Source organism: Pseudomonas sp. KSR10 (assembly GCF_022355455.1).
Classification (GTDB): Bacteria; Pseudomonadota; Gammaproteobacteria; order Pseudomonadales; family Pseudomonadaceae; genus Stutzerimonas; species Stutzerimonas stutzeri_E.
In genome coordinates this window covers 1587589-1614378 of record NZ_JAKOEN010000019.1, presented here as the reverse complement: position 1 = coordinate 1614378, position 26790 = coordinate 1587589, and the positions used below count along the sequence as shown (strand labels likewise).

General features: G+C 61.8%; 28 protein-coding genes and 3 pseudogenes. 19 read left to right on the top strand and 12 right to left on the bottom strand.

Annotated features, from left to right (window positions below; genetic code table 11):
• Positions 1–29: 29 nt before the first annotated feature.
• Positions 30–401, bottom strand: a complete 372-nt coding sequence (locus MCB86_RS16320) for a transcriptional regulator (protein ID WP_239611493.1) — start codon at positions 399–401, stop codon at positions 30–32.
• 154 nt (positions 402–555) lie between these two features.
• On the opposite strand from MCB86_RS16320, the gene MCB86_RS16315 reads away from it, so the two are divergent.
• Positions 556–849, top strand: a complete 294-nt coding sequence (locus tag MCB86_RS16315) for a hypothetical protein (RefSeq protein ID WP_045163230.1) — start codon at positions 556–558, stop codon at positions 847–849.
• A 56-nt stretch (positions 850–905) separates the two neighbouring features.
• Here MCB86_RS16315 and MCB86_RS16310 read toward each other — a convergent pair whose 3' ends face one another.
• Both MCB86_RS16310 and MCB86_RS16305 read right to left on the bottom strand, forming a co-directional pair.
• Positions 906–2252, bottom strand: coding sequence for a DEAD/DEAH box helicase (locus MCB86_RS16310; RefSeq protein WP_239611492.1), 1347 nt, complete (start codon positions 2250–2252; stop codon positions 906–908).
• 189 nt (positions 2253–2441) lie between these two features.
• Positions 2442–2780: a hypothetical protein gene (locus tag MCB86_RS16305; protein WP_045163231.1), complete on the bottom strand. Its 339-nt coding sequence runs from the start codon at positions 2778–2780 to the stop codon at positions 2442–2444.
• Positions 2781–2845: 65 nt separating this feature from the next.
• Between MCB86_RS16305 and MCB86_RS16300 the strand changes: the two genes are divergently transcribed.
• From MCB86_RS16300 to MCB86_RS16290, 3 genes are all read left to right on the top strand, one after another.
• Positions 2846–3790, top strand: a complete 945-nt coding sequence (locus MCB86_RS16300) for a LysR family transcriptional regulator (RefSeq protein WP_045163232.1) — start codon at positions 2846–2848, stop codon at positions 3788–3790.
• Positions 3784–4338 (top strand): peptidylprolyl isomerase, encoded by a 555-nt coding sequence (locus MCB86_RS16295; RefSeq protein WP_239611607.1) that lies wholly within the window; start codon positions 3784–3786, stop codon positions 4336–4338. Before MCB86_RS16300 ends, MCB86_RS16295 begins: the two co-directional genes overlap by 7 nt.
• A 72-nt stretch (positions 4339–4410) precedes the next feature.
• Positions 4411–4824, top strand: coding sequence for a DUF6306 domain-containing protein (locus MCB86_RS16290; protein ID WP_239611491.1), 414 nt, complete (start codon positions 4411–4413; stop codon positions 4822–4824).
• Positions 4825–4847: 23 nt separating this feature from the next.
• Here the strand turns inward: MCB86_RS16290 and MCB86_RS16285 are convergent, their stop codons facing one another.
• The 8 genes from MCB86_RS16285 to MCB86_RS16250 all read right to left on the bottom strand — a co-directional run bounded on the left by MCB86_RS16285 (position 4848) and on the right by MCB86_RS16250 (position 12290).
• Entirely contained in the window at positions 4848–5744 is an 897-nt protein-coding gene (locus tag MCB86_RS16285; RefSeq protein WP_239611490.1) for a CHAD domain-containing protein, read from the bottom strand.
• Positions 5745–5797: 53 nt separating this feature from the next.
• Complete coding sequence (locus MCB86_RS16280; RefSeq protein ID WP_239611489.1) at positions 5798–7063, bottom strand: Hsp70 family protein; 1266 nt, start codon at positions 7061–7063, stop codon at positions 5798–5800.
• 131 nt (positions 7064–7194) lie between these two features.
• Positions 7195–8541, bottom strand: a complete 1347-nt coding sequence (locus MCB86_RS16275; RefSeq protein ID WP_045163237.1) for an MFS transporter — start codon at positions 8539–8541, stop codon at positions 7195–7197.
• Positions 8542–8662: 121 nt separating this feature from the next.
• Positions 8663–9445, bottom strand: coding sequence for a TIM barrel protein (locus tag MCB86_RS16270; RefSeq protein ID WP_045163238.1), 783 nt, complete (start codon positions 9443–9445; stop codon positions 8663–8665).
• Positions 9442–10332, bottom strand: a complete 891-nt coding sequence (locus MCB86_RS16265; protein WP_239611488.1) for an NAD(P)-dependent oxidoreductase — start codon at positions 10330–10332, stop codon at positions 9442–9444. The genes MCB86_RS16270 and MCB86_RS16265 overlap by 4 nt, the downstream gene beginning before the upstream one ends.
• A gap of 66 nt (positions 10333–10398) precedes the next feature.
• Complete coding sequence (locus MCB86_RS16260) at positions 10399–10722, bottom strand: protealysin inhibitor emfourin (protein ID WP_045163240.1); 324 nt, start codon at positions 10720–10722, stop codon at positions 10399–10401.
• A 9-nt stretch (positions 10723–10731) separates the two neighbouring features.
• On the bottom strand, positions 10732–11784 hold the full coding sequence (locus tag MCB86_RS16255; protein WP_239611487.1) for a M4 family metallopeptidase: 1053 nt from the start codon (positions 11782–11784) through the stop codon (positions 10732–10734).
• A gap of 185 nt (positions 11785–11969) precedes the next feature.
• Positions 11970–12290, bottom strand: a complete 321-nt coding sequence (locus MCB86_RS16250) for a hypothetical protein (protein WP_045163242.1) — start codon at positions 12288–12290, stop codon at positions 11970–11972.
• A gap of 1320 nt (positions 12291–13610) precedes the next feature.
• On the opposite strand from MCB86_RS16250, the gene MCB86_RS16245 reads away from it, so the two are divergent.
• The 9 genes and pseudogenes from MCB86_RS16245 to phnE all read left to right on the top strand — a co-directional run bounded on the left by MCB86_RS16245 (position 13611) and on the right by phnE (position 19319).
• Complete coding sequence (locus tag MCB86_RS16245; protein WP_239611486.1) at positions 13611–14177, top strand: hypothetical protein; 567 nt, start codon at positions 13611–13613, stop codon at positions 14175–14177.
• 250 nt (positions 14178–14427) lie between these two features.
• Positions 14428–14511, top strand: a pseudogene (locus MCB86_RS22965) (hypothetical protein); the annotation flags it as partial.
• Positions 14512–14518: 7 nt separating this feature from the next.
• Positions 14519–14773 (top strand): annotated as a pseudogene (locus tag MCB86_RS22960) (Mu-like prophage major head subunit gpT family protein); the annotation flags it as partial.
• Between the two features lies 1 nt (position 14774).
• Positions 14775–15174: pseudogene (locus tag MCB86_RS16235) on the top strand (Mu-like prophage major head subunit gpT family protein); the annotation flags it as partial.
• A 124-nt stretch (positions 15175–15298) separates the two neighbouring features.
• Complete coding sequence (locus MCB86_RS16230; RefSeq protein ID WP_239611484.1) at positions 15299–15568, top strand: HI1506-related protein; 270 nt, start codon at positions 15299–15301, stop codon at positions 15566–15568.
• Between the two features lie 312 nt (positions 15569–15880).
• The gene (locus MCB86_RS16225; protein WP_239611483.1) at positions 15881–16732 is read left to right on the top strand and encodes a putative selenate ABC transporter substrate-binding protein; all 852 of its coding nucleotides are present in this window, start codon (positions 15881–15883) and stop codon (positions 16730–16732) included.
• Between the two features lie 162 nt (positions 16733–16894).
• Positions 16895–17728 carry a phosphonate ABC transporter ATP-binding protein gene (locus tag MCB86_RS16220; protein WP_239611606.1) on the top strand — a complete coding sequence of 278 codons (834 nt, stop codon included), beginning with the start codon at positions 16895–16897 and terminating at the stop codon, positions 17726–17728.
• A complete protein-coding gene (locus MCB86_RS16215) occupies positions 17722–18555 on the top strand; it encodes an ABC transporter permease (RefSeq protein WP_045163245.1) in 834 nt (277 codons plus the stop codon). The genes MCB86_RS16220 and MCB86_RS16215 overlap by 7 nt, the downstream gene beginning before the upstream one ends.
• Positions 18552–19319, top strand: a complete 768-nt coding sequence (gene phnE, locus MCB86_RS16210) for a phosphonate ABC transporter, permease protein PhnE (RefSeq protein WP_239611482.1) — start codon at positions 18552–18554, stop codon at positions 19317–19319. Before MCB86_RS16215 ends, phnE begins: the two co-directional genes overlap by 4 nt.
• A gap of 6 nt (positions 19320–19325) precedes the next feature.
• On the opposite strand, the gene MCB86_RS16205 is transcribed toward phnE, so the two are convergent.
• The gene (locus tag MCB86_RS16205; RefSeq protein ID WP_239611481.1) at positions 19326–19643 is read right to left on the bottom strand and encodes a DUF2288 domain-containing protein; all 318 of its coding nucleotides are present in this window, start codon (positions 19641–19643) and stop codon (positions 19326–19328) included.
• A gap of 200 nt (positions 19644–19843) precedes the next feature.
• Here MCB86_RS16205 and MCB86_RS16200 point away from each other — a divergent pair, with 200 nt between their 5' ends.
• The 6 genes from MCB86_RS16200 (at position 19844) to MCB86_RS16175 (ending at position 26581) form a co-directional block, all read left to right on the top strand.
• Positions 19844–20962, top strand: coding sequence for a branched-chain amino acid ABC transporter substrate-binding protein (locus MCB86_RS16200; RefSeq protein WP_045163248.1), 1119 nt, complete (start codon positions 19844–19846; stop codon positions 20960–20962).
• Between the two features lie 407 nt (positions 20963–21369).
• A complete protein-coding gene (gene livH / locus MCB86_RS16195; RefSeq protein ID WP_045163249.1) occupies positions 21370–22293 on the top strand; it encodes a high-affinity branched-chain amino acid ABC transporter permease LivH in 924 nt (307 codons plus the stop codon).
• Positions 22290–23546 (top strand): high-affinity branched-chain amino acid ABC transporter permease LivM, encoded by a 1257-nt coding sequence (locus MCB86_RS16190; protein WP_239611480.1) that lies wholly within the window; start codon positions 22290–22292, stop codon positions 23544–23546. Before livH ends, MCB86_RS16190 begins: the two co-directional genes overlap by 4 nt.
• On the top strand, positions 23543–24310 hold the full coding sequence (livG, locus tag MCB86_RS16185) for a high-affinity branched-chain amino acid ABC transporter ATP-binding protein LivG (RefSeq protein ID WP_045163251.1): 768 nt from the start codon (positions 23543–23545) through the stop codon (positions 24308–24310). Before MCB86_RS16190 ends, livG begins: the two co-directional genes overlap by 4 nt.
• 2 nt (positions 24311–24312) lie before the next feature.
• Positions 24313–25014 carry an ATP-binding cassette domain-containing protein gene (locus tag MCB86_RS16180; RefSeq protein WP_045163252.1) on the top strand — a complete coding sequence of 234 codons (702 nt, stop codon included), beginning with the start codon at positions 24313–24315 and terminating at the stop codon, positions 25012–25014.
• 211 nt (positions 25015–25225) lie between these two features.
• Complete coding sequence (locus MCB86_RS16175; RefSeq protein ID WP_239611479.1) at positions 25226–26581, top strand: 8-oxoguanine deaminase; 1356 nt, start codon at positions 25226–25228, stop codon at positions 26579–26581.
• The last annotated feature ends 209 nt before the right edge of the window (positions 26582–26790 follow it).

Here is a 26790-nt window from a genome sequence, read left to right as displayed (position 1 = left end):
GCGTCCCATTCGACGGCGCACAGCCGACCTCACCCTGTCGCCAGGGTATCGAAGACTTCCGGGGTGAGCGCCGCTTCCCCCTTCTCTTCCAGCCGTTGGCGGTGGCTGCCATCGCCACCTTCGAGCATGCGCAGCAACTGCGTGCCGCGCTCGGTCAACACGAAGTTCTCGCCGTTGCCGCCCTCTTCTTCCGGCCGCGTCACCATGAAGCCGCCCTCGAACAGCAGGCTTTCGTAGTTCTGCGCCTCGGCCTTCAACGAATCCATGTTGGGTAACGGCTGACCGGCGTCCTCCATGGCCATCGCGTGTTCGTCGGCGTACTGGCGCGGGGCGAAAGCCTCGTTGCCGGGCTTCTGCGCTTCTCGCAGCAGGCGCAGCATCAGATCCCAGTCGTAAGTCATGTCCTTTCTCCTGTTGCACCGCTTCAGCAGGGCGGCTCTTGCTAATACGGACCCTGCCGATGGCGGCATGGTTCGATCACCGGTGCGGCCGCAGAGGCTGAACTAAAGCGCGTCGACGGCGATCCACCGAACAAGTCGTTAGAAGGAGCGCACCATGAAATACCTGATGATTCCCCTCGCCGCCGCCCTGCTCGCCAGCCAGCCGGTATTCGCCGAATGCACCACCGATCAGATCGATGCGAAGGCCAAGGAGCTTGCCCAACGGGTGAATCAGCTGACCGAAAGCGACCCCGAGCGCGCGGCCGAGATCAACGAGGAACTGCGAGAGATGGAGGTCAAGCAGACTGCCGAGCAGCTTGGCGACGAATGTCAAGCCTATGACAAGCGCCTGCAGCACGTGGAAGAAGCGGAGAAGAAAGCCGATATCGCACCGGCTGAGAAGCGCTGAGAGGCGCTGAGAGGCGCTTAAGCCGGGGCAGTGAGGCCGCCCCGGCTCTGAACCGATTATTCAGCGGCGGGCTTTTTGCGACGCAGCGGCGCCATGCCGTCCTGGCTCACGATCTGTGATGGCGGCGTCTCACGCTTGGCGTTCTTCGGCCGCTTGGCGGTCGGTTTGCCAGTCGGCTTGGCCTTCTTGTCGATGGCCTTCTTCTTGTCGTCCTTTTTCTTCTTGGTGCCCGCCGCCTTGCCTGAAGCCTTGAGGTTCTTCGGGCCCATGTAACTGCCCTTCAGCCCCTTGATGACGCGTCGCTCGAAGCGCTGCTTGAGATAGCGTTCAATGCTCGACATCAGGTTCCAGTCGTTGTGGCAGATCAGCGAGATCGCCAGCCCTTCGGCACCGGCGCGACCGGTCCGGCCGATCCGATGCACGTACTCGTCGCCGGAACGCGGCATGTCGAAGTTGATCACCAGGTCCAGGCCTTCGATATCCAGCCCTCGCGCCGCCACATCGGTGGCCACCAGAACCTTGACCCCACCTTCCTTGACCCGGTCGATGGCCAGCTTGCGGTCCTTCTGGTCCTTGTCGCCGTGCAGCACGAAAGCCTTCACACCCTCGGCCACCAGACGGCCGTACAAGCGGTCGGCCTGCACGCGGGTGTTGGTGAAGATCACCGCCTTCTTGTAGGTCTCGTTGGCCAGCAGCCAATGCACCAGTTTTTCCTTATGCTCGGTGTTTTCGGCGGTGATGATCTGCTGGCGGGTGCCTTCGTTCAGTTCGCTGATGCGGTTGAGCTGCAGATGCAGCGGATCGCGCAGCACGCTGGCTGACATCTCGCGTAGCGCGGCGCCACCGCTGGTGGCGGAGAACAGCAGGGTCTGCTGGCGCTTGGCGCATTCGCCGACCAGGCGCTGCACGTCGTCAGCGAAGCCCATGTCGAGCATGCGATCGGCTTCATCGAGGATGAGCAGCTCAACGTCCTTGAGGACCAGCGTGCCGGCGTTCAGATGCTCAATCATGCGTCCCGGGGTGCCGATGAGGATATCCGGCACCTTGCGCAGGATCGCGGCCTGGACCTTGAAATCCTCACCGCCGGTGATCATCGCCGACTTGATGAAGGTGAATTGCGCGAAGCGCTCGACTTCCTTGAGGGTCTGCTGGGCCAGTTCGCGGGTCGGCAACAGAATCAGCGCACGCACATCGGTGCGGACCACCGCATCGCCGATCAAACGGTTGAGCATAGGCAGCACGAAAGCTGCGGTCTTGCCGCTGCCGGTCTGCGCCGTTACCCGCAGGTCACGCCCTTCAAGCGCCGGAGGTATGGCCGCCACCTGCACCGGCGTCGGCTCGACGAATTTGAGTTCGGCGATCGCCTTGAGCAGGCGTTCGTGCAGGGCGAATTGGTCAAACAAGGGTGACACCTCGGGTAGGTCGAAAAAACGTCGCATAGATTAACGCGTCCAGCCGCCGCGGAGGCGCCTTTATGCGGCCTGAGCTGCTCAACCGGCCCGGCGAGCATCTGCGGATCGTGCGAGCGCGACCGGTGCCTGGCGATGCGGCCGCAGCCAAGCCGAGCCCGCGGACGCGGCGCTAGCGGCCCGTCAGGAAGACGTTTGCGGCTCACAGGTCAGCTTGATGCGCAGGCGGATCACATCACGCTTGAACTTGGCGACCATGGGTTTACGCTCGCCCGCCTTCAGGACGGTGTGGCGGGTTCGCGGCGCCTCCGGCCCATTGCGGAACACCGCGGTGCAGTCGACCGGGTGTTCACTGAAGTTCTGCAGTATCAGGCCGGCCATGTCTCGGTCGATGGTTTCAGTGGTGGCCAGCACGTCGGCGCCGTTGAGTTCCTGCTCAACTTCCACTGGGTAGCTGACGGCCAGGGCGCTCAGTGGGATGATGGCGAGCGAAGCGAGCGCGGCGAAGCAGATGCTTTTCATTTTTGTAAGGGCTCCTTGTCAAGGCTTGCCAGCGTACCAGACAGACGCCACAGGAAAACCATGGAATGAAAGTGCCACGCGTGACCCTCGATCAATGGCGAACCCTGCAGGCGGTGATCGACCACGGCGGCTTCGCCCAGGCCGCCGAGATGCTGCACCGCTCGCAGTCATCGGTCAGCTACACCGTAGCGCGCATGCAGGAGCAGCTGGGCGTACCACTGCTGCGTATCGACGGCCGCAAGGCGGTGCTCACCGACGCCGGCGAAGTATTGTTGCGCCGCTCCCGGCAACTGCTCGTCCAGGCCGGACAGCTCGAAGAACTGGCTCATCACATGGAGCAGGGTTGGGAAGCCGAGGTCCGCCTGGTGGTGGACGCCGCCTACCCCAACGCCAAACTGATCCGTGCGTTGACCGAGTTCATGCCCAAAAGCCGCGGTTGCCGGGTTCGGCTACGCGAAGAGGTACTGTCCGGCGTCGAGGACGTACTCAAGGACGGCACCGCCGATCTCGCCATCAGCGCCCTGGATATCACCGGCTACCTCGGCGCGGAGCTGAGCCACGTGGAATTCATCGCCGTCGCCCACGCCGACCATTCGCTGCACCAGTTGCAGCGCAAGCTCAGCGTGCAGGACCTGCAGAGCCAGATGCAGGTGGTGGTGCGCGATTCCGGCCAGCGACAACCACGCGACAGCGGCTGGCTGGGCGCCGAACAGCGCTGGACCGTGGGCAGCCTGGCCACCTCGGTGGGCTTCGTCAGCAGCGGGCTCGGCTTCGCCTGGCTGCCGCGCCACATGATCGGACGCGAGCTGGCCGAAGGCGTGCTCAAACCGTTGCCATTGGTCCAAGGCAGTATTCGTCGCCCGTTGTTCTATCTCTACACTAACCCGAACAAGCCGCTCGGCCCGGCAACCCAGATTCTCATCGACCTGATCAAGACGTACGATGCGCAATCGCAGCCTGCCAACGGTGGGCTCACCCAGGCTTCCTCCCTCACCAGGACTACATCATGAAACGACTCCTACTCGCCGCCTGCTCATTGCTGCTCGCTGGAAACCTGCTGGCGGCGGAAAACCCGCGCGTGCTGCTGAACACCAGCATGGGCGAAATCGAAATCGAGCTGGAGGCCGAGAAAGCGCCGATCAGCGTGAAGAACTTCCTCAGCTACGTCGAAAGCGGCTTTTACGACGGCACCGTATTCCACCGCGTGATCCCCGGTTTCATGGTGCAGGGCGGCGGCTTCAATGAAGGCCTGAACCAGAAGAAGACCGGCGAACCCATCAAGAACGAGGCCGACAATGGCCTGCACAACGTCCGCGGCACCCTGGCCATGGCCCGCACACAGAATGTTAATTCGGCTACTAGCCAGTTCTTCATCAACCACCGCGACAATGCCTTCCTCGACCACGGCAGCCGCGACTTCGGCTATGCGGTGTTCGCCAAGGTGGTGCGCGGCATGGACGTGGTCGACCAGATCGCCCAGGTCCCGACCGGCAATCGCAGCATGATGCAGAACGTGCCATTGACGCCGGTGAAGATCGTGACCGCGAAGAAGCTGTAACCCCCGACGCAGTCATCCTGACGCACGCCGCTCGCAGCCGTGCGTCATTGCCACCAGTACAGGAGATCCCGCATGAATGATCAGCATCCCCTGAATACGGCGCAAGGCGAAGCCCAATTGCTGCAGGATCTGCTGAGTGCCGAACGCGCGGGCGCCAAGGTCGCGGGTGAAAGCCTGCAGCATTGCAAAGATCCGGCGCAGCGAAAACTTCTGGAGCAGATTCGTCAGGGCGAGGTCGACAGCTGCAGGCTGGTGCTCAACTGCCTCAATCACCTGGGTATCGAGCCTAACCGCGAAACCGGTGCGTTCTATGACAAGGCCATGGCTATCGAGTCGCTGGACGAGCGCCTGCCCTTCGTTGATCGGGGGCAGCAGTGGGTGATCCGCAAGCTGCGCGAATACCTACCGGGCTGTGAGGACGCCTTCATCCGTACCGAACTGGAAAAGATGCTGGCTATCCACGAGATCAACAGCCGGGCCGCCTGAGCAAATCGACCGCCATGGGATGCTCAGCGCTGTGCGTCGTTCCAATAGCGCCGCCAGCGCGCAACCAACTGCTCTGGAGCTTCGACATAGAGTTCGCTGCCGATCTTCAGCGCACCGCTCTGCAGCTCGCTGCGACGCTCGGCAATCATTACGTCTAGCCGCTCATGCTGGCTCGGCTCGCCAAACAGCTCGGGTTGCCGTTGTTTCAGCTGCTGCATCATCGCCAGGTCGTGATCGTCGCCGAGCATGTCGGCCAGGCGCTTGAGCGTATCGCTACGCAGTTGCATCAGCGTCGGCCAGCTCGGCGCGAGCAGTCGCGTCTGGTACCAGTGATCCTTGACCCGCTTGCGCCACTGGTGAAGCTGCTCATCGCTCAGATCAAGACGGGCTTTGGCCAGCTCCGCACAGCCATCCGCGTAAGTGCGGTGCACGCCAGCGGCGAACAAATCAAAGTCGTTCGTCGCCAGCTTCCACTTCTCGACCCGCTCGCGTAGCGACTGAAGCTCGGCTTTCGCCTCAACAATTCGTTGATCGATGCCGCTGGTCTCGGTCTCACCACGTCGCGCCCGGTCCCGCAGCCGCCGCCGCGTGTTCTTTAACCCCGCCTCCGCAAAAGCATCCGGGAATCGCTTCGCCAGCAACTCCCAGCTTTCGAGCATCGCAGCGGCATCGCGGGACTCGGCCAAGGCACGCCCAAGGTCGCGCAAGCGTTGGTTCTCACGTTTGAACTCGCCGCCCAAGGGCTCGCGTACCAAGCGCAACAGCGCGCGTAGCTCCTTGAAGCGCTTGCGCGCCTGGTGAATCCCTTCGGCACGTTCCGCGACCGGCGCGCCCAGCGCTTCCATGGCTTTGTCGATACCCTGACGCGCCACCTTGCGTACTTCGGCAGCAGGATCGTGCGGACGCAGCTTATACCCCATGAGGACTCCTATCAGGCCCGCCGCGGTGCGACTTCGCCGGCGTTAACGGGTAATCAACCGTAGCGCTTACGCGCCTCGATCGCCAGGCCGCTGCCGATACTGCCGAAGCGATTCCCTTCGACGTGACGCGCCCGTGGCAGCAATCTGGCGACACTGTCGCGCAGTGCCGGAATCGCGCTGGAACCGCCGGTAAAGAACACCGTGTCGATTTCCTCATGCTTGAGCCCGGCACTGGCCAGCAATTGACTGACGGTGCTACGGATTCGTTCGAGCAACGGGTCGATTGCGGCCTCAAAGCCGTCACGGGTCAGATTCGCCTGAAGCCCCGCCTCGATCCGCGCGAAGTCGATCAGATAGCGGTCCCGCTCGGTCAGCTCGATCTTGCCCTGCTCCACCTGCATCGCCAGCCAGTGCCCGGCACGCTGCTCGATCAGGCTGAACAGGCGATCGATCCCCGTCGGGTCGACGATGTCGTAGCGCATGCTCTGCAACGCGCGCAGCGAGGCCGGCGCATACACCGCATTGATGGTGTGCCAGGTCGCGAGATTGAGGTGCGTGCTAGTGGGCATTGGCGCATCGCTTTTCATCCGACTGCCATAGCCGAACAGCGGCATCACGCCCTGCAGGCTGAGCTGCTTGTCGAAATCGGTACCGCCGATATGCACGCCCGAGGTGGCGAGGATGTCGTCCTGTCGATCATCGATGTGGCGACGTTGCGGAGACAACCGCACCAGCGAAAAGTCCGAGGTACCGCCGCCGATGTCGACGATCAGCACCCGCTCTTCCTGCTCGATGCGCGACTCGTAATCGAACGCCGCGGCGATGGGTTCGTATTGGAACGACACATCTTTGAAGCCGATCTTGTTCGCCGCCGCAGCCAGGGTCTGCGCCGCTTCCCGATCGGCTTGCGGATCATCATCGACGAAAAACACCGGGCGACCCAGCACCACCTCGTCGAAGACTCGTTCAGCGCGGGTTTCGGCGCGCTGCTTGAGCGTGCCGAGGAACAATCCGAGGATGTCCTTGAATGGCATGGCGCTGCCCAGCACGGTCGTTTCGCTCTTCAGCAGCTTCGAGCCCAGCAGGCTCTTGAGCGAGCGCATCAGCCGCCCTTCGTAGCCTTCCAGGTATTCAGACAGTGCCAGACGTCCATAGACAGGACGACGCTCCTCGGCGTTGAAGAACACCACCGATGGCAGCGTGTGCTGATCGTCTTCGAGCACGATCAGCGGCTCGCTGGCGGGACGCCACCAGCCGACAGTGGAGTTGGAGGTACCGAAATCGATGCCGCAGGCGCGGGCGGGTGACGAATTGTGCATGTGCGTTCCGGACTGCCAAAAACGGCCGCGCAGTTTATGCGAGCCAGCAGCCAAATGTCGGCCAATCGTCGTTTTGATAGGGCAAGGCTGCGCCTGGTGCTGCGGTTGTTCACCACAGCACCAGGGAAGGATCAGGCCAGCGCCGCCTCGACAGCCGCGGCGGAGTCGGTCATGCCATCCGTCATGCGCTTGGAGTCATGACAGAAAGTACGCGAGGCCTGGAACAGAAATACCATGGTCAGTAACAGCGAGCCCGGAATCAGATACATGGCGCCGTGCAGGCCCTCCGCACGGAACACTTCGCTCATCTCGCTGGCGCCCGCGGCGAGCATTGCCGCTTCGGCGAAATGATCCGACAGCAGCCCCACCACCACCGTGCCCATGCCGCCGCCGAGCAGGTACAGCCCGGCGAAGAACAGCGCCATGGCGGTGGCGCGCAGACGCGGCTCGACCACGTCCTGAATGGCGGTATAGACGCATGTGTAGAAGTTGTAGGAGAACAGCCAGCCAATGCTGAACACCGCGACGAACACGCCAACCTCTATGCGCCCCGCCAGCAGTGCGTAACCGGTGGCGAACGTGGCGATGAGCATGCTCACGGCGGCGAAGATCAGCCGGCCACGGGCGAAACGCTGATGAATCTTGTCGGCGACCCAGCCGCCCAAAGTCAGCCCGATAAGACCGGTCAATCCGACGATCACGCCGGTGGCAATCGATGCTTCGACCAATGGCACGGCGTGATAGCGCATCAGCAACGGCACCATGAAGGCGTTGCAGGCGTAGGTCGCGAAGTTGAACGCCAGCCCTGCCAGCACCAGCCACCAGAACGTGCGAATCGCCAGCACTTTGCGTACCGGCTGCTGTACGCGTTCCTGGGAAACTTTCACCGTCTCGGCGGCACCGCGTTGAGGTTCTTTGACGAAGAAAATGAACAACGCCAGCACCAGCCCGGGTACGGCGGCGATAAAGAAGGGTGCGCGCCAGCTGCCGAAGTACTCAACCATCGAACCAATGGTGAAGAAGGCCAGCAGCAGCCCAAGCGGCAGGCCGAGCATGAAGATGCCCATCGCCCGTGCGCGCTTGTGTGCCGGAAACAGGTCGCCGATCAGTGAGTTGGCGGCCGGCGCATAACTGGCTTCGCCGATGCCGATGCCCATGCGCACCAGCAGGAACGTCCAGAAATTCCACGCCAGCCCATTTACAGCCGTTAGCCCGCTCCAGGCCGTCAGGCCCCAGCCCATGATCTTGCGACGCGATCCAACGTCGGCCATGCGCCCCAAGGGCACACCGGCTATCGCGTAGATGATGGTGAACGCGGTACCGATCAGCCCCAACTGGAAGTCGTTGAGGTTCCACTCCAGACGGATCGGTTCGGCAATGATGGCGGGAATGGTCCGGTCGAAGAAATTGAACAGATTGGCCAGAAACAGCAGGAACAGGACGCGCCAGGCGTTCGCGGCTTGGGTAGATGGCTGCATGACGTCGCTCTCGATTTATTGTTATACGCCGGTCGTCTGACCGACTCGACGCCGACTCTAGAGCGCCGGCGCTCGCCTGTCTGTCACCATCATCTTCGCTTATGCCGGGCAATGCGACCGTTCAGTGTTTTCGCCACGTTTCCAGCCAGCCCAGGCCGGCAGCGGTATCTGTGCCTTCGGGTCGATATTCGGCCGACAACCAGCCGTCATAGCCCACCGCCTGCAACGCATCGAGCAACGGTTCGAACGCCAGCGAACCGGTGCCGGGCGCGCCGCGGCCGGGGCAGTCGGCGAACTGCACGTGGCCAATGCGCGACCCCAACAGGCCAATACCGGCAGCCACGTCCAGCTGCTGCCGAGCCATGTGATAAAGGTCCAGCTGCGCCTGGCAGTTGGGGTGATCGACCCGCTGCAACAACGCGTGCAGATCGTCCGGCGTGTTGATCAGAAAGCCCGGCATATCCAACGGGTTGATCGCCTCGCAAACCACCCGAATGCCCAGCAACGCGAAGGCCTCGGCGCTCTTGCGCAGGTTGCCCGCCAGGGTTTCGAGCGCCTGATCGCGAGTCACGCCTTCGGCCAGCCGGCCCGGCAGTACGTTGACGCACACCGGCCGTACCATGGCCGCGTAAGTCAGCGCCTCCTGCAACGCAGCATCGAAGTCGGCCTGACGCGCCGGTACCGCAGCCAGGCCAGGACCGCCGTGCATGAAATCGCCGGCTGGTAGGTTGATCAGCACCAAAGGCAAATCTGCACGTTCGAGCAGTTCCTTGAGATGGATCGCTGGCAGTTCATAGGGAAACTGGATCTCGACACCATCGAACCCGGCAACGCGGGCCGCCATGACGCGTTCAGCAAGCGGCAGCTCGCTGAACAGCATGGACAGGTTGGCGGCGATCTTCATGGGTTCTGCTCCCGATACATGTTCACCAGCGTGGATGGATCGTTTTCAAGGTTTCCCTGGCTGCCATGCAGTCGCATCAGCTGCGCCGCCAGCCCGGTCATTGGAGTGGCGCTGCCTTCTTCGCGGGACAGTTGCACGGCCGTGTCGAGGTCCTTGAGCAGGGTCCGCACGTGCCATTTCACCGGATCGAACTCGCTGCTAGCCATCTGCGGGGCGAGAATTTGCAATGGTTTGGAATCGGCGAAGCCACCGGCGAGCGCCGGTGCGATCAGGCTGGCGTCGACGCCGGAGCGCTCGGCCAGCGCCACCACCTCGGCGATGACCAGTGCATTGCAGGCCACGATCATCTGGTTGCAGGCTTTCGTCACCTGGCCAGCACCGACATCGCCCATGTGCGTCAAGCGCTGGCCCAGGTACGCCAATACGGGGCGCACCCGCTCGACATCCTCGCGGCGCCCGCCGGCCATGATCGCCAGGCTCCCCACCTCGGCGCCCGCCGTACCGCCTGACACCGGTGCGTCGACCCAACGCATGCCACTGCGTGCTTCGAGCTCCGCGGCCATGGCGCGCGTGGCGGCCGGCTCCAGGCTGGAATGATCGACCAGCACCTGACCCGCCCGAGCACTCTCGACGATGCCACCAGCGCCGAACACCACCTCGCGCACCACTGCTGTATCGGCCAGACACAGCAGCACCACATCGGCCTCGGCGCAGAGCTCGGCGGGGCTGTTCGCCAGCCGCGCGCCGGCATCGACAAGGGGCATGCATTTTTCAGGCGAGCGGTTCCAGACACTCAGTGGAAAACCGGCAGCGAGCAGCCGACGGCACATGCGCAGCCCCATCAGGCCGATGCCGGCAAAGGCAATGGATGGCAGTTCAGACATCAATGAAATCCCTTGAGCAAAGATGGCGGCGATTCTAGCGCCGCAATGACCGCTGCGAACAAGCGCCCCTCAAGACACCTCGCCTTTGTCCCAGAGCCGCACCAGTTCACCGGGTGCCCGCTCCTCCGGGATCTGGAGAACAAGTTCGTCGTCACGCTCATTTTCTCGGTAGCGCAGCTCGATCTGGTAATAACGGCGGTCACCCTGCCCGCTGGTACTGGTGGCCAGCGGCAGGCAGCCTTCCAATACCGAGCAGATCTGCCCGCGTTGCTGCTCGTCGCAACGGGCGAAATCAATCTCACGCGGGCGGCTAAGCGCCTGCATCGTGGCAATGCCACCCTGCCTTGACAGGCGGACAGTCGCGTCACTGCCCAATGCCGGTAACTGTTTCATGGAGCCTCCTCAGTTCACCATCACACCGACGCCCGCCCAAGACTGTTCCACTGCCTGCGCCTCGCTGTCACCGAAGCGAACGGTCGCGTTGTCCACGGTCAGTCGGGCAAACGCGACGAAATCCGCATCATTGGCCAGACGAGGATCGCACAGGGTGTCGTACCAGATGCGCCCGGCCTTCTCCCAAGCGTGGCCGCCCATCGCCGTGGCGGCCAGGTAGAACGCGCGGTTGGGAATGCCGGAGTTCAGGTGCACACCACCATTGTCATCGCGCGTTTCTATGAAGTCGCGCATGTGCCCGGGCTGCGGATCCTTGCCCAGCACGGGGTCGTCATAGGCGCTGCCGGGGTTGGCCATCGAACGCAGCGCCGATCCCTGCACGTTGTCGGTCAGCAGCTCGGCACCGATCAGCCAGTCGGCCTGGTCCGCCGTCTGTTTGAGGCTGAACTGCCGGACCAGCACACCGAATACGTCGGAAACCGACTCGTTCAAGGCACCGGACTGATTGAAGTACACCAGCCCGGCCTCGCTTTCGGTGACGCCATGGGCCAACTCGTGAGCCACAACATCCAGCGAAAGGGTGAAGCGATTGAAAATTTCGCCGTCGCCATCACCGAACACCATCTGCGCGCCGTTCCAGAAGGCGTTCTCGTAACCGACACCGTAGTGCACCGTCCCGACCAACGGGAAGCCGTGGTTATCGATCGAATCTCGACCGAACGCTTGCCAGAAGAATTCATGCGTGATGCCGAGCGCGTCATAGGCCTCATCGACCGCCGCGTCGGCGACCGGCGGCTGGCCTTCGATCCGCGCCAGCACGCCCGGCAGCACCATCTGCTGCTGGGCATCGTGAATGCTGCGCCGCGGCTCGCCTGGTTGGCCGCGTTCGGGCAACACGCTGACCCTTGGCTGGCGATTGGGCGGCCCTGGATTAGGCAACAGCTCACGCACGTGGCCCAGCGTTCCCAGCGCACGTTCACGCTGCCATTCCGAGCCGTTATCGATGATGTGCCGCAGGATGTAGGGCGGGATGAAGCCGTGGCACGAAGTTCGATCGAGCATGAAGAGCCCCCTTCAAATCACATGGCTGCGGTGTGCACCCATACCTCTCTGATCAGGTCCTGCCCGTTGCGTTGCTTCGTCCGGACATTTATTTGTCAGCGGCAACAACGCAACCGGAACACGACACGCGCCATCGGTAACCATCAGCGGCGCGAAGAACAGCCTGTGCAGACCTGAGGGCCAGTCTAGCTGTCGTTCGCCGAATGCCCCAGGCGCGCGGGAGCAGACTTGTCTTCCAGGGCGCGGATCGCTTCGTCCAATTGCTGGATGCAAAGATCGATCGCCATCTGCCGCAGGGCGTCCGGCCATTCATGGTCGGAAATCGGTTCGACCAGATCGAGCAACGCGGAGTAGCCGACGAGCATCCCATGCCTGATCTTCAGCGTCTGGCCGTCGCGCAACAGCGTCACCGGATCCCGCGAGACGATCGTCGCGCCGGCAGCGAGCATTTCGTCGACGTGTTTTCGAAGGGCGTGGAGCGTGCGTTTGTCTTGTTGCTCTTCCATAGCAATTAGCCATCTTCCATGAAGGCGGCGATTCTAGATTAACCGTGAGCTGAATCACAAAACATTTCAACGGCTTGTTTACCGCTTCAGGACGTCTCGCCTGACCGTCCTTATGCCGTCGTCCATCGCTCGGCGAAAGGCTCACAAGTGTGGGGAGATTTTATGTATGGCACAGGGGGAAAGTCGGTGGGATGAGCCGGAACAAAGCGGGAGGACCTGGGCAGGCCAGACGCGGCGCGGGTTCGTTGGGTGAACCGACAGACGGGCCGGTGCCAAAGCAGCGCTAAGCGGTAGCCGACCGATTTAAACCAAGAGTCCGCAATTTAGCGGGCTCTTTGGCATCCAGTAACTCACCAAATAGTGAGTTAGATCAGCCAACCACCAGCCCATACTGTTCGACCGACAATCTGCAGCTCATCCAGCCGGTTTGCGCAATGCCGATCGGGCCGCCGGGTTCGAGCTTTTTTGCGCAGCGTGTATCGAGTAAAGGCTAACTGGGTCAAAACTTTGCAGCGCTCATTCCACGAGCCGTGGCCTGCATTGCAGTGCGCATCGTACAGCGGGATATATGCGTACGGATCGCCCGCCTCGTCTGAGGGCTCCCCGCCGCGTTTCGATACATGCTGCCGGAGCCGGTGGCAATTCAGTCCGGCGATACGCCCTTGTTGTAAGCGAGCCGCGCAACCGAATCGATCGCAGGCGTCCCCTCTTCAGCAATCCACCGCTGTAGCGACGACAAGGCAACCCCAGCGGCCTGAGCAGCCGCTTTTCGGGACGGATAGAATCCGCAACGGTCAAAATTCGGGTTCCTATCCCATCTATAGCAAACGGAACTGCCTGTCCCGATGGCGAACCTTGTTCGGATTCTTCGTATATCATTGATTTTAATAAAAATATCAAAAAACGAGAGGTGAGTATGCAAAAAAGAGAATCGGAACAACCGAATAAGGCCTGCTTGCTCCTATTTGCGGGACGATACTATTCCAAACAACGCCGGGAGGGTGTCCAGGCTCGCCAGGGCGCAACAGCTGCTCGCCGATAAAGAGGCCGCGACGCCGCCCAAGGAGTGACCGCTCAGAATGGCCCGCTACGCGTCGAACGGCTATGCAGGGCTAACAGGCTAAAACGGATTCTAACGCAGCTCTAACGCGGTTAAAGTCGCTCTCTTTCGGGAGTAGAGGCAGCTGCGTGATGGGGTTGGGAGATATTTGGACGCCAGGCGTCAGGGATACCGTTGTCGGCGGCATTATCCTTGCCGTTGTCTTAGCCACCTGGGCGTGGTTACGAACGTGGCGAATGAGGAATCCGCTGGCTTGGACGATGAGCACCTTGAAGGAAGATTGCTGCCTCAATACCGGCGCGTTCCTGTCCTTGGTAGGTGTGTTCTGTGGCTTGGTGTATTTGATCGCAACCATTGAAAACCCTTTGCTTCCGAACCACAAAATCGCCATTGCAGTGACAGCAATGTTGTCGGTCTTGTTTTTGTGGTTCGGGTTCGGTGTCGACACAGTGGAAGCAAACTCAACGCCTCCTCTCTTTTACAAACATCAGCCGAACCTGGGGAAACGGACCGAAACCATCACGCTCAGTCAGGCCGAAACTGCGCCGACAACGGCGGTTAGCGCCGCTCCAAAGAGGTACTTCGACCGCAGCTCCGTTGAGTTCCAGATCATCAAGATCTTGCATCAAACGAGGGGCCAGACCGGAGGCATCTCCATCGATAAATTTTTTGCAATGGGTGTCCCAGCCAACCTGCTCACTAACGCACTTATAGATCTGGGCGCGGCAGACATCGTCGAGCAGGTCACTACTTGGGAGGGCAACCGTTACCGCCTGACCGAAAAAGGAGCGGACATCTACCGTAAGTCGTCCGTCCTGCGAACGTAGAGCTGGCCCCGCACCGGTCATTTACTGACACCCGCCCTCTAATCCCGCCCCCCTCATGCCGCCGACCATGGCGGCATGAACACTCAAACCGCCCCCTTCAAACCCAACACCGGCACCGCCTTCAACGAGCAAAAGACGGCCGCGCCCCTGCTTGGCATGGGCGAAACGAATATTTCTCCTTAATCAACCCGGACGCTAAGTAATGGCCTAGTAACCCCGGCTCTACTGCAGGCGCCGTTAGCTGGCTTCCGTGCCGATTACCAGCGTAGCCTGGCAAGCCGCCTCCAGTCAGTTCAAAGAAATCGCCACGGTTGTACCCAGCGCGACCGCGAGCAGTACCTATGGCTGGCTGGGTCAGTTTCCCAAGCTGCGTGAATGGATGGGTGCGCGCGTCCCTGAAGGACATGGCTGCGCATGGGTATTCGGTCACCAACAAGCTGTTCGAAGGCACCGTTGCCATTCCGCGTACTGCCGTGGAGGACGACACCGCAGGAATCTATCGCCCGATGCTCGAGGAGATGGGCCGCGCGGCTGGTAGCCATCCTGACGAACGGATCTTTGCGCTGCTCGCTGCCGGCTTCACCACCACGTGCTTCGATGGCCGGTACTTCTTCGACACGGACCTCCCCGTGTACGCCGAAGTCGACTGTACTGGTGCGGTCTTCTACCGTCAGCAACGTGGATATTCCAGAAACCGGCGCAGGCCCATCCTGGTACCTGCTCGATACCTCTTGTGCCATCAAACCGTTGATCTGCCAGGAGCGGCTCAAGCCAGAGCTGGACAGCAAAACCGATCCGACCAAGAGCGATCACGTGTTCGATCACGACGAATACGTTCATGGCGTTCGCGCTCGGAATAACGGCGGTTTCGTCTTCTGGCAAATGGCCTGCCTCGCGCCAGCCGTTGACCGAAGAACACTACGGCAACGCCCGCGCCGCGATGAGCGAATTCAAGGCCGACGGCGGCCGCCCGCTGGGCATCACCTCGAACCGGCCGGTTGTCCCGCCACGCCTTGAAGGCGCTGCGCGCAAGCTGCTGGAGAAAGACACCGACTCCGGACGAGCGGTACCACATCGCGAAGGTGCTGGTTTGCCCGTGGCTCGCATAAGGAAACGCCAACATGACCGTACGTATCACAGCAAAGCAGGGCGGCTTCCGTCGTTGCGGAATCGCCCACTCGGCCGTCGCTACAACCTACCCAGCAGACAGCTTAACCTCGGCCGAACTGAAGCGACTTCAGGCCGAGCCGATGTTGGTCGTCGAGCTGCTCGACCAGCTCGCGACCAGTCAGTGGTACCACGTCGCTGCGACACGACGTGCAGGCTGGGTGCGCGTCTTCGCGAACGGCGTCAATACTGCTGAAACATATAAGCCGGGTACTACGGTGTAGCCTCGATAGGGGAGCCACGTATGTGCCGAGCTGTTTAAAGGCTTCATGGTTGACATACGCATTACGTAGGCCTGGCGCGCTACGTCCGAGAATTTCCCCCCGCCGACCGCGCCGTGCCCAGGATCCTGATGTTGTGTTACAGCTGTGCCAAACAAAGCGCGTCGCTGTGATTTGCATGAGTGCCAAATCCAGCGCGCGCTTACAAGCCAACAGCCCGTTCAAATCGTCACCGATGCCACATGACTTGCACCGTCGCACCTCTGTACCTCTATAATCCGCGCGCTTTTTCCGCTATTGAACCGGAGAACCACAATGTTGAAGCGAACCCTGGCAGCCCTTGCCGGCCTTGCCGTATCCCTGTCTTTTGTTACCGCTCATGCAGCCGAACCCCTCCGGGTATCGGCCATCCCCGACGAAGCACCGACCGAACTGATCCGCAAGTTCGAACCGCTCGGCAAATATCTCGAAAAACAACTGGGCATGCCGGTGAAGTTCACCCCGGTTTCCGACTACGCCGCAGTTGTCGAAGCCCTTGCTGCCGACCGTCTCGACCTCGCCTGGCTCGGTGGCTTCACCTTTGTCCAGACCCGCCTGAAGACTGGCGACGCGATCCCGCTGGTGCAACGTGAGCAGGACGAGAAATTCACCAGCAAATTCATCACGGCCAATCCGGACGTGAAAACGCTGCAGGACCTCAAGGGCAAGACCTTCGCCTTTGGCTCCGTGTCGTCGACGTCCGGCAGCCTGATGCCACGCTATTTCATGATCCGGGACGGCATCGATCCCGAGCAGTTTTTCAAGCGCATCGCCTATTCGGGCGCGCATGACGCCACCGCTGCCTGGGTCGAAGCCGGCAAGGCAGATGGCGGCGTGCTCAACGCCTCGGTATGGGACAAGCTGGTCGCCGCCGGCAAGGTCGATACCGACAAGGTCCGCGTGATCTCCACGACACCGCCCTACTACGACTACAACTGGACGGTGCGCGGCAATCTCGATCCTGCTCTGGTAGCCAAGATCAAAGCCGCTTTCCTCGCGCTGGATCCAGAGAATCCGGAACACAAGAAGATTCTCGATTTGCAAGCTGCCAGCCGCTTCATCGAGACCCGCCCGGAAAATTATGAAGGTATCGAGGAAGCTGCCCGCGCCGCTGGCCTGTTGAAGTAATTTCCCGCCCTCGACCGCCGCGGTCGAGGTGCCGCCAGAAGTGGACGGCTCGGCTTTTCGCCCGACCGCCCCGCGCCAATGCCCTCATGGCGATGCACCGGCGGATCCGCCTGGTGCAGCGCCTAGGTAGCCAAGATGAGCCGTTCGACAACAGTTTCACCTATGCCGGATCGCCACACGGCCGTTCCCGCGCCACTCCTGCGATTGACCGGCCTGACGCATCGTCATGCGAACGGGCATGTGGCGCTGCAGGACATCGAGCTTGCTATCGCAAAAGGTGAGCGCATCGCGATCATCGGCCCTTCCGGAGCCGGCAAGACCACTCTGTTGCGCCTTTTGGCCAGCCACATCCAACCGAGCGACGGAAATCTCGAGTTGTTCGGCTGCTTCCCTTGGTCACTGTCCGCCGGCGGACGGCAAAAATTGCGCAAGCGCATCGGGCTGATTCATCAGGCGCCACCGCTACCTCCTCGCCAGCGTGTCATTACGGCGGTGCTGGCAGGGCGCCTGGGCGCCTGGTCACTGGGGCGTAGCCTGGTCAGTCTGGTCTACCCGCTGGACAGGCAGGGTGCGGCCGAAGCCCTCAGCCGACTGGATCTGGCCGACAAGCTCTACGAGCGTTGCGATCAGCTTTCCGGCGGGCAGCTGCAACGCGTTGGCATCGCCCGCGTGCTTTATCAGCAGCCCGAGCTGATCCTCGCCGACGAACCGGTGTCAGCGATGGATCCGGTGCTCGCGGCCTATTCGCTGAACGTGCTCAACCGCGAGAGCCTTCGCCGCCAAGCGACTTTGCTGGCCAGCCTGCACGCCGTCGAGCTCGCACTCGAGCATTTCCCGCGAGTCATTGGGGTTCGTGCCGGCCGCGTCCTGTTCGATAAGCGTTCGACAGAGGTGACAGCAGCCGAACTGGAGGCGCTGTACGCCAACGAGCAGTTGGACACTGCGCAGACCTCACTGCCCTTGCCCCACCAGCCTTTGCACGTTCCGCGATGTTGAACCCGGTCGTCGGCCACCGCGACCCGGCCGCCGGCCCGCGCCTGGCGGTGACCCTGCTGGCCCTGGTCTTGCTGTGGCCAGGCCTGTCGTTGAGCGAGCTCGACCTCGGTGTGCTGTTCGATGGCAGCAATGCCGAAACCATGGGGGCGTTCCTCGCCGGTTTCTGGCCGCCCGCACACGACGAAGCCTTTATTCGGCTGCTGGGGCGCGCCACGTTGGAAACCTTGGCGATCGCCACTGCCGGTATGGCACTAGCGCTGGTCGTGGCGCTGCCCTGCGCCTTGCTGGCCACGCGAGCGCTATCGATCTCGGCACTCAGCCGCGCCGGTCGCCCGCGACCCTGGGCGCAAGCGGTGCGCTGGCCGGTGCGCGGACTGCTGATCCTGCTACGCAGCGTGCCGGAGATCGTCTGGGCCTTGCTGTTCGTCCGCGCGGTCGGCCTCGGCCCCACGGCGGGGGTGATGGCCATCGCCATCACTTATGCCGGCATGCTCGGCAAGGTCTATGCGGAAATCTTCGAGTCGGTCGATCCGCTGCCGACACGAGCCCTAGTCGGTGCCGGTAGTTCACGGTTACAGGCGTTCGCCTATGGTGTGCTGCCGCAAGCGACAGGCGAAATGCTGTCCTATACCGTTTATCGCTGGGAGTGCGCTGTGCGCGCCTCGGTAGTCATGGGCTTCGTCGGCGCCGGTGGGCTGGGCCAGCAGATGGATCTGTCGATGCGCATGTTCGCCGGTGGCGAGGTGGCGAGCATGCTGCTCACTTTTCTGGGACTGGTGCTGGTGGCGGATCTGATCAGCCAGCTACTGCGCCGGAGATTCGTGTGAGATCGCTTTCGCGCTACGCGCTGCCGTTGTTGTTGATCGCAGCGGTGATCGGCTCGTTCGCCTTTCTGCAATTCGAGGCCAGCGCAATGTTCAGCCGTGACGGCCTGGAACAGATGGCCCGTTACGCCTCGGGCTTTCTCAACCCCGATCTGTCACCTGATCATCTGCGGGCGATCGGCTACGGCGCGCTGGAGACACTGGCCATGTCGGCAGTGGGCACGCTGCTGGCCGCTCTGTTCGGATTATTGCTGGCGCTACCGGCGTCAGGCCGCTTCGGTCTGGTTGCCAAGGGCTTCTCGCGCCTGCTGCTCAATGCACTGCGCGCCGTTCCGGAGCTGGTCTGGGCAGCGCTGATGGTGCTGGCGGCGGGCCTGGGCCCGAATGCCGGGACCCTTGCGCTGGCATTACACACTGCCGGTGTACTGGGGCGACTATTTGCCGAAGCCCTGGAAAATACGCCGAACGCCCCGGCCGAGGCATTGCGCCTTGCCGGCAGCAATCGCCTCGCCGCATTCTGTTACGGCACCCTGCCTACGCTGTGGCCACAACTGATGGCCTACACCCTGTATCGCTGGGAAAACAATATCCGCATGGCCGCCGTGCTCGGTTTCGTCGGTGCCGGCGGCCTGGGGCAGATGCTCTACATGAGCCTCAGCCTGTTTCAGGAAGCCCAGGCCTCGACGGTCATCCTGGCCATGCTGCTAATGGTGCTGGCGGTCGATGCACTGAGCGGCTGGGCGCGCATGCGATGGGTGCGTGGCTGAGTTGAATCAGTGCAGGCTCGGTTTCGCTGCCCTTTCCTGTACCAGCACCCAGGGCGCCACCACCACTGCCCATAATTCGGGATCGCGCGCCAACCAATCCTGCGCCTGTTCGGCCTCGAGCTTGCATATATGGCCTTTAGCCAGCCATGCGGCTACTGTATCTCGATCATCCTGGGCCACAGCCTGCGCAGCCTCGATCAGATCGAAGTCGCTGGCGACGCGCAACAGCGCGCCGCGGGCGAAGAAGGGTTGCAATTCCTGCCAGGTGATCGGCGCGGTTTCGCCCAGCAGCTTGGCATAGAGAGTGCTTGGATCTTCGCTCATGGGTTTCACTCGTTATCCAAAAGGGCGTAATGATAGCGCCCGAGCGAATCCCATCAAATGGATCGAATCCTGACTGGGCAAACAGGTGCTGACGCTTCTACACTGTGCCGGTACAGTTGCCGTACCGTTTGGGGACGTTTGCCCCTTAACGACACTGCAGCCAGCAGGATTCAAACAATAATGATGCAAGTGGAGCGCATATGAAGACCAAGCAACGTCTGTCCAAACTTTTCATGGCTATCGCTTTGACCGGAGCAGCGAGCTATACGCTTGCCGCCGACACTATCAAGATCGGTTTGGCCGGTCCTGTCACCGGGGCCGTTGCGCAGTACGGGGACATGCAGTTCATCGGGGCCCAGATGGCCATCGAGCAGATCAACAAGAAGGGCGGCGTCAGCGGGCAGCAACTGGAAGGCGTCGTGTATGACGACGCGTGCGACCCCAAGCAGGCGGTTGCGGTCGCCAACAAGATCGTCAATGACGAAATCAGCTTCGTGGTCGGCCACCTGTGCTCCAGCTCCACCCAGCCGGCGTCGGATATTTACGAAGACGAAGGCATTCTGATGATTACCGCGGCGTCGACCAGCCCGGACATCACCTCGCGCGGCTATGAGCTGATCTTCCGCACTATCGGCCTGGACAGTCTGCAAGGCCCGACCGCCGGCAACTTCATTGCCGACCATGTCAAGCCGAAGAACGTCGCCGTCATCCATGACAAGCAGCAGTACGGCGAAGGTATCGCCACGGCAGTGAAGCAGACCCTGGAAAGCAAAGGCGTCAAGGTCGGCCTGTTCGAAGGCATCAATGCCGGCGACAAGGACTTCTCCTCGATGATTTCCAAGCTCAAGCAGGCAGGCGTCGACTTCGTCTACTACGGCGGCTATCACCCGGAACTCGGTCTGTTGCTACGCCAGGCCAAAGAGCGCGGTCTGAACGTGCGCTTCATGGGACCAGAGGGCGTCGGCAACAAGGAAATTTCGGCCATCGCCGGCCCGGCCTCCGAAGGCCTGTACGTGACCCTGCCGAAATCCTTCGATCAGGACCCGCGCAACCAGGAACTGGTCGACGCCTTCAAAGCGAAGAATCAGGACCCGAGCGGCCCGTTCGTATTCCCGGCCTACGCTGCGGTCCAGGTCATTGCCGAGGGCATCGAGAAAGCCGGCAGCACCGACACCGCCAAGGTCGCCGAAGCGCTGCGCAGCAACACCTTCGATACACCGACCGGCAGCCTCGCCTTCGACGAGAAGGGTGACCTGAAAGACTTCAACTTCGTGGTTTACGAATGGCATCAGGACGGCACCAAGACCGAAGCCAAGTGATCCGTTAACCAACCCAACCGAAGCCCACGGCATCCGCTGTGGGCTTTGTTTTAGCTGATCGGGGCTGACCCGGCCACAAGCAATTGGGCCGCCCCCCGCAACACCTTCATCCAAGCGAGTGCCTGCATAGCGCTGGCCCGCCTCGAAGTCGGCAATGTGCGTGATCCGCACGGAGCCCTTGGCGCTGCATTTCTCCGTGCCGCGTGTTCGAAGCAGGTCCGCATTGGCGGTCGAGCAGTCGCTGAAAAACGTAGGCGAGGCAGGCAAATACAAGGCAGAAACAGGCTCAGAGACGCAGTTTAGGTTCCCTAAATGAGCAGCTGAGACCGTTTTTAACGATGTATAGCCGACCCAGACAGTTTTTCAGCCGCCTGCCAGCACGGGCTGCGGGTGTTCAGGAGAATGTAATGCCTGAGCTCTACCACTACTTCCAACAGCTGATAAACGGCCTCACGGTCGGCAGCACCTACGCCTTGATAGCCATCGGTTACACCATGGTTTACGGCATCATCGGCATGATCAACTTCGCCCATGGCGAGGTGTACATGATTGGCTCCTATGTCACCTTCATCGCCATTGTCGGCCTGACCATGATGGGGCTCGATTCATTGCCCATCCTCATGATCGGTGCGTTCGCAGCTGCCATGATCGTCACTAGCGCCTATGGCTATAGCATCGAACGCGTCGCCTACCGACCTCTGCGCGGCAGCAATCGACTGATTCCGCTGATTTCGGCGATCGGGATGTCGATTTTCCTGCAGAACGTCGTCCTGCTCTCGCAAGACTCCAAGGACAAGGCGATTCCCAACCTGATGCCGGGTAACTTCATTTTGGGTGAAAGCGCGATGAACGGCGTCGTCATTTCTTACATGCAGGTGCTGATCTTCGTGGTCACCATCCTGGCCATGTTGGGCCTGACCCTGTTCATCTCCCGCTCACGCCTGGGTCGCGCCTGCCGCGCCTGCGCCGAAGACCTGAAGATGGCCAACCTGCTGGGCATCAACACCAACAGCATCATCGCCCTGACCTTCGTCATCGGCGCTGCCCTGGCGGCAATCGCGGCTGTGCTGATCAGCATGCAATACGGGGTGATCAACCCGCATATCGGCTTCCTGGCCGGTATCAAGGCCTTTACCGCTGCAGTACTCGGCGGCATCGGCAGTATCCCCGGCGCGATGCTTGGTGGCCTGGTGCTCGGCGTGGCCGAAGCCTTCGGTGCCGACATCTTCGGCGATCAATACAAGGACGTTGTGGCGTTCAGCCTGCTGGTACTGGTGCTGCTGTTCCGCCCGACCGGCATTCTTGGTCGTCCGGAGGTTGAAAAGGTATGACCCGCAATCTTCGTACTGCCTTTTTCAGCGCGCTGCTGGTCGTTGCCGTCGCGGTGCCGGTGTTCGGCCTGAAGCTCACTACCGTCGGCATTCGCCTGGAAGTTCACGGAAGCGACGCCAAGACTTTCTGGATCATCGCCGCCTGCGCCGTGGTCATGTTCTTCTGGCAGCTGTTCCGTCATCACGCCGCAGCCGGGTGGGCCGCCAGCCCCAGGCTGCCGACGATACCAGCCGGTGCAGGCAACTTCCTGACACTACCGTCGACCCAGCGCTATATCATCATCGCTCTGATCCTGGTCGCCCTCGCCTGGCCGTTCTTCGGCTCGCGCGGTGCGGTGGACATCGCCACGCTGATCCTGATCTACGTAATGCTCGGCCTGGGCCTGAACATCGTGGTGGGTCTGGCTGGCCTGCTCGATCTGGGCTACGTCGGGTTCTACGCCGTCGGTGCCTATACCTACGCCCTGCTCTCGCATTACTACGGGATCGGCTTCTGGGTAGCGCTACCGATTGCCGGGCTGATGGCTGCGTTGTTCGGCTTCCTCCTGGGCTTCCCGGTGCTGCGCCTGCGCGGGGATTATCTGGCCATCGTGACCCTGGGCTTCGGTGAGATCATCCGCTTGCTGCTGCGCAACATGACCGACCTGACAGGAGGCCCGAACGGTATCAGCGGCATCGACAAACCCACCCTGTTCGGCCTGTCGTTCGACCGCCGCGCAGCCGAGGGCATGCAAACCTTCCATGAGTTCTTCGGCGTGGACTATAGCTCCATCAACAAGGTGATCTTTCTCTACCTGATCGCCGTGCTGCTGGTGCTGCTGACCCTGTTCGTCATCAACCGTCTGCTGCGCATGCCGATCGGCCGGGCCTGGGAAGCGTTGCGCGAAGACGAAATCGCCTGCCGCGCGCTGGGCATGAACCCGACGGTGATCAAGCTCACGGCGTTCACCCTGGGTGCAAGCTTCGCCGGTTTCGCCGGCAGCTTCTTCGCTGCACGTCAGGGCCTGGTGTCGCCGGAATCGTTCACCTTCATCGAATCGGCCATCATCCTCGCCATCGTGGTACTCGGCGGCATGGGCTCGCAATTGGGCGTGATACTCGCCGCCATCGTGATGATCCTGCTGCCCGAGCTGATGCGTGAGTTCAGCGAGTACCGCATGCTGATGTTCGGCGCCCTGATGGTGCTGATGATGATCTGGCGTCCGCAGGGCTTGCTGCCCATGCAACGTCCCCACCTGGAGCTGAAGCGATGAGCCGCCCGATTCTCGAAGTAAGCGGCCTGACCATGCGTTTCGGTGGCCTGCTGGCCGTCAACGGGGTGGGGCTGACCGTCCATGACAAACAAGTGGTTTCCATGATCGGCCCCAACGGCGCCGGCAAGACCACCGTGTTCAACTGCCTGACCGGTTTCTATCAGCCGACTTCGGGCGAAATCCTCCTCGATGGCGAGGCGATCCATGGCCTCCCCGGGCACAAGATCGCGCGCAAGGGCGTGGTGCGTACCTTTCAGAACGTTCGCCTGTTCAAGGACATGACTGCGGTGGAGAATCTGCTGGTCGCGCAGCATAGGCATCTCAACACCAACTTCCTCTCCGGACTGCTGAAGACCAAGGCCTTCCGCAAGAGCGAGCACGAAGCGATGGATTTCGCCGCGCACTGGCTCGAGCAGGTCAACCTGACCGATATCGCCAACCGTCCGGCGGGCACCCTCGCCTATGGTCAGCAACGTCGCCTGGAAATTGCCCGCTGCATGATGACGCGCCCGCGCATTCTCATGCTCGACGAGCCCGCTGCAGGCCTCAACCCGAAAGAAACCGAGGACCTCAAGGCGCTGATTGGGATGTTGCGCGATGAGCACAACGTGACGGTTCTGCTGATCGAGCATGACATGAAGCTGGTCATGAGCATTTCCGACCACATCGTCGTGATCAACCAGGGCTGCCCACTTGCGGACGGCACACCGGAGCAGATCCGCGATAATCCGGATGTGATCAAAGCCTATCTGGGAGAGGCGTAACCATGCTGTATTTCGAAAACGTCTCCACCTTTTACGGCAAGATCCAGGCGCTGCATAACGTCGACGTCGAGGTCCGCAAGGGCGAGATCGTCACCCTTATCGGCGCTAACGGGGCCGGGAAATCGACCTTGTTGATGACCCTTTGCGGCACGCCCATGGCTTCCGAAGGCAGCATCCGCTTCGAAGGCGAGGAGCTAGTCGGCAAGCAGACTTGCGACATCATGCGCAAGGACATTGCCGTGGTACCTGAAGGCCGGCGCATCTTTGCTCGCCTGACCGTCGAGGAAAACCTCGCCATGGGCGGCTTCTTCACCAACAAGGCGGATTTCCAGGAGCAACTCGACAAAGTCCTGCTGCTATTCCCTCGCTTGAAAGAGCGCTTCCAGCAGCGTGGCGGCACCATGTCCGGCGGCGAGCAGCAGATGCTCGCCATTGCCCGCGCCTTGATGAGCAAGCCCAAGCTGTTGTTGCTGGACGAGCCATCGCTGGGCCTGGCGCCGATTATCATCCAGCAGATTTTCGACATCATCGAACAGCTGCGCAAAGACGGCGTGACCATCTTCCTGGTCGAGCAGAACGCCAACCAGGCGCTGAAGCTGGCCGATCGTGGCTACGTGCTGGAAAACGGTCGCATCGTCATGCAGGACACTGGCGAAGCACTGCTGAGCAACCCCAAGGTTCGCGACGCCTACCTCGGCGGCTAGAACCAGGGCACCGACAAAGCCGGGCACCTGCCCGGCTTTTTCATGCGCGCGTTCGGGGATGACAAGTGAAGTCGAAGCCTTTATCGTGCCTCTCGCGTCGTGTCTTCCTTGACGTCCGACTGGGCGTCCCAGCTAAGTCGCGCGCCCCTGGATCAGCAGACAGGGCATAACTGAGCTGGCAATTCTGAACTCAACTCAGGAGAAGCCGGCCATGACTGCCAGCCGTATCTGGATCAAGAATCCCCTCGCCATCTTTACCGCCAACGACCAGGACGCCTCCGGCGGGCCGGTGATCGCCAATGGCGTCATCGTCGAACTGCTTGCCGCCGGGCAATCACCCTCTTCTCCTGTCGACAGTACCTTCGACGCCCGCGAGCACGCCGTGCTGCCTGGCTTGATCAATACCCATCACCACTTCTATCAGACCCTGACCCGCGCCTGGGCGCCGGTGGTCAACCAACCGCTGTTTCCCTGGCTGAAGACACTCTATCCGGTCTGGGCACGCCTGACACCGGACCGGCTGGCGCTGGCCAGCAAGGTGGCACTGGCCGAGCTGCTGCTTTCGGGTTGCACCACCGCGGCCGATCACCATTACCTGTTTCCCGGCGGCCTGGAGAACGCCATCGACGTGCAGATCGAGGCCGTACGCGAACTCGGCATGCGCGCCATGCTGACCCGCGGCTCCATGAGTCTGGGCGAAGCAGACGGCGGCTTGCCACCGCAACACACGGTGCAAACCGCAGAGGCGATTCTGGCCGACAGCGAGCGGCTGATCAGTACCTATCACGAGCGTGGCGCGGGTGCGCAAATTCAGATCGGCCTGGCGCCCTGCTCGCCCTTTTCCGTTACCCCGGAAATCATGCGCGCCAGCGCCGCGCTGGCCGAATACCACGATGTGCGCCTGCATACGCACCTGGCGGAAACCCTCGACGAAGAAGCGTTCTGCGAGCAACGCTTCGGCCTGCGCACCGTGGACTATCTGGACAGCGTCGGCTGGTTGTCCGACCGTACCTGGCTGGCCCACGGCATTCACTTCAATGACCACGAGATCGCCCGGCTTGGCGAAGCGGGTACCGGTATTTGCCATTGCCCGAGTTCGAACATGCGCCTGGCTTCGGGCATCTGCCCGACCGTCGCGCTGGAGGCAGCCGGCGCACCCATCGGCCTGGGCGTGGACGGTTCGGCCTCGAACGACGCGTCCAACATGATTCTCGAGGCGCGCCAAGCGCTGTACATCCAGCGCTTGCGCTATGGCGCCGAGCAGATCACCCCGGAGCGTGTGCTGGGCTGGGCCACGCGGGGCTCGGCACGCCTGCTGGGGCGCGACGATGTAGGCGCGCTGAGTGTCGGCAAGCAGGCCGACCTGGCACTGTTCAAGCTCGACGAGCTGCGCTTCTCCGGCAGCCACGATCCGATTTCGGCGTTGCTGTTGTGCGGCGCCGATCGTGCCGACCGGGTAATGATCGGCGGAAAGTGGCGCGTGATGGATGGCCAGATCGAAGGCCTCGATGTCGCCGGCCTGATCGCCGACCACAGCCAGGCCGCTCGTGCGCTGATAGCGGGTTAACCCGCCGTGCATCCTGAGCGGTACCTACGAGCGGGATGCCTCGCGCCGTAACGGTCATTCCAGTTACGGCGCGAGCATCGCTGCTCCGACGCACTACGCCTATCGAGGCGAACGGCAATCTCCGCCCACCTGGGCCACACTCAAAGCATGAACTGAGAAGCCGAAGCGGCATGCACATTGCTGCGGAAAGCTCGCTTGTCGGCTCTACT

Coding starts and splice junctions, on each gene's coding strand:
- MCB86_RS16290 (WP_239611491.1), top strand. CDS start 4,411: ATGAATGATCAGCATCCCCTGAATACGGCGCAAGGCGAAGCCCAATTG.
- MCB86_RS16285 (WP_239611490.1), bottom strand. CDS start 5,744: ATGGGGTATAAGCTGCGTCCGCACGATCCTGCTGCCGAAGTACGCAAG.
- MCB86_RS16305 (WP_045163231.1), bottom strand. CDS start 2,780: ATGAAAAGCATCTGCTTCGCCGCGCTCGCTTCGCTCGCCATCATCCCA.
- MCB86_RS16215 (WP_045163245.1), top strand. CDS start 17,722: ATGTTGAACCCGGTCGTCGGCCACCGCGACCCGGCCGCCGGCCCGCGC.
- MCB86_RS16180 (WP_045163252.1), top strand. CDS start 24,313: ATGCTGTATTTCGAAAACGTCTCCACCTTTTACGGCAAGATCCAGGCG.
- livH (WP_045163249.1), top strand. CDS start 21,370: ATGCCTGAGCTCTACCACTACTTCCAACAGCTGATAAACGGCCTCACG.
- MCB86_RS16190 (WP_239611480.1), top strand. CDS start 22,290: ATGACCCGCAATCTTCGTACTGCCTTTTTCAGCGCGCTGCTGGTCGTT.
- MCB86_RS16230 (WP_239611484.1), top strand. CDS start 15,299: ATGACCGTACGTATCACAGCAAAGCAGGGCGGCTTCCGTCGTTGCGGA.
- MCB86_RS16250 (WP_045163242.1), bottom strand. CDS start 12,290: ATGGAAGAGCAACAAGACAAACGCACGCTCCACGCCCTTCGAAAACAC.
- MCB86_RS16255 (WP_239611487.1), bottom strand. CDS start 11,784: ATGCTCGATCGAACTTCGTGCCACGGCTTCATCCCGCCCTACATCCTG.
- MCB86_RS16280 (WP_239611489.1), bottom strand. CDS start 7,063: ATGCACAATTCGTCACCCGCCCGCGCCTGCGGCATCGATTTCGGTACC.
- MCB86_RS16270 (WP_045163238.1), bottom strand. CDS start 9,445: ATGAAGATCGCCGCCAACCTGTCCATGCTGTTCAGCGAGCTGCCGCTT.
- MCB86_RS16300 (WP_045163232.1), top strand. CDS start 2,846: ATGAAAGTGCCACGCGTGACCCTCGATCAATGGCGAACCCTGCAGGCG.
- MCB86_RS16225 (WP_239611483.1), top strand. CDS start 15,881: ATGTTGAAGCGAACCCTGGCAGCCCTTGCCGGCCTTGCCGTATCCCTG.
- MCB86_RS16320 (WP_239611493.1), bottom strand. CDS start 401: ATGACTTACGACTGGGATCTGATGCTGCGCCTGCTGCGAGAAGCGCAG.
- MCB86_RS16175 (WP_239611479.1), top strand. CDS start 25,226: ATGACTGCCAGCCGTATCTGGATCAAGAATCCCCTCGCCATCTTTACC.
- MCB86_RS16260 (WP_045163240.1), bottom strand. CDS start 10,722: ATGAAACAGTTACCGGCATTGGGCAGTGACGCGACTGTCCGCCTGTCA.
- MCB86_RS16220 (WP_239611606.1), top strand. CDS start 16,895: ATGCCGGATCGCCACACGGCCGTTCCCGCGCCACTCCTGCGATTGACC.
- MCB86_RS16205 (WP_239611481.1), bottom strand. CDS start 19,643: ATGAGCGAAGATCCAAGCACTCTCTATGCCAAGCTGCTGGGCGAAACC.
- livG (WP_045163251.1), top strand. CDS start 23,543: ATGAGCCGCCCGATTCTCGAAGTAAGCGGCCTGACCATGCGTTTCGGT.
- MCB86_RS16200 (WP_045163248.1), top strand. CDS start 19,844: ATGAAGACCAAGCAACGTCTGTCCAAACTTTTCATGGCTATCGCTTTG.
- MCB86_RS16315 (WP_045163230.1), top strand. CDS start 556: ATGAAATACCTGATGATTCCCCTCGCCGCCGCCCTGCTCGCCAGCCAG.
- MCB86_RS16245 (WP_239611486.1), top strand. CDS start 13,611: ATGAGCACCTTGAAGGAAGATTGCTGCCTCAATACCGGCGCGTTCCTG.
- MCB86_RS16275 (WP_045163237.1), bottom strand. CDS start 8,541: ATGCAGCCATCTACCCAAGCCGCGAACGCCTGGCGCGTCCTGTTCCTG.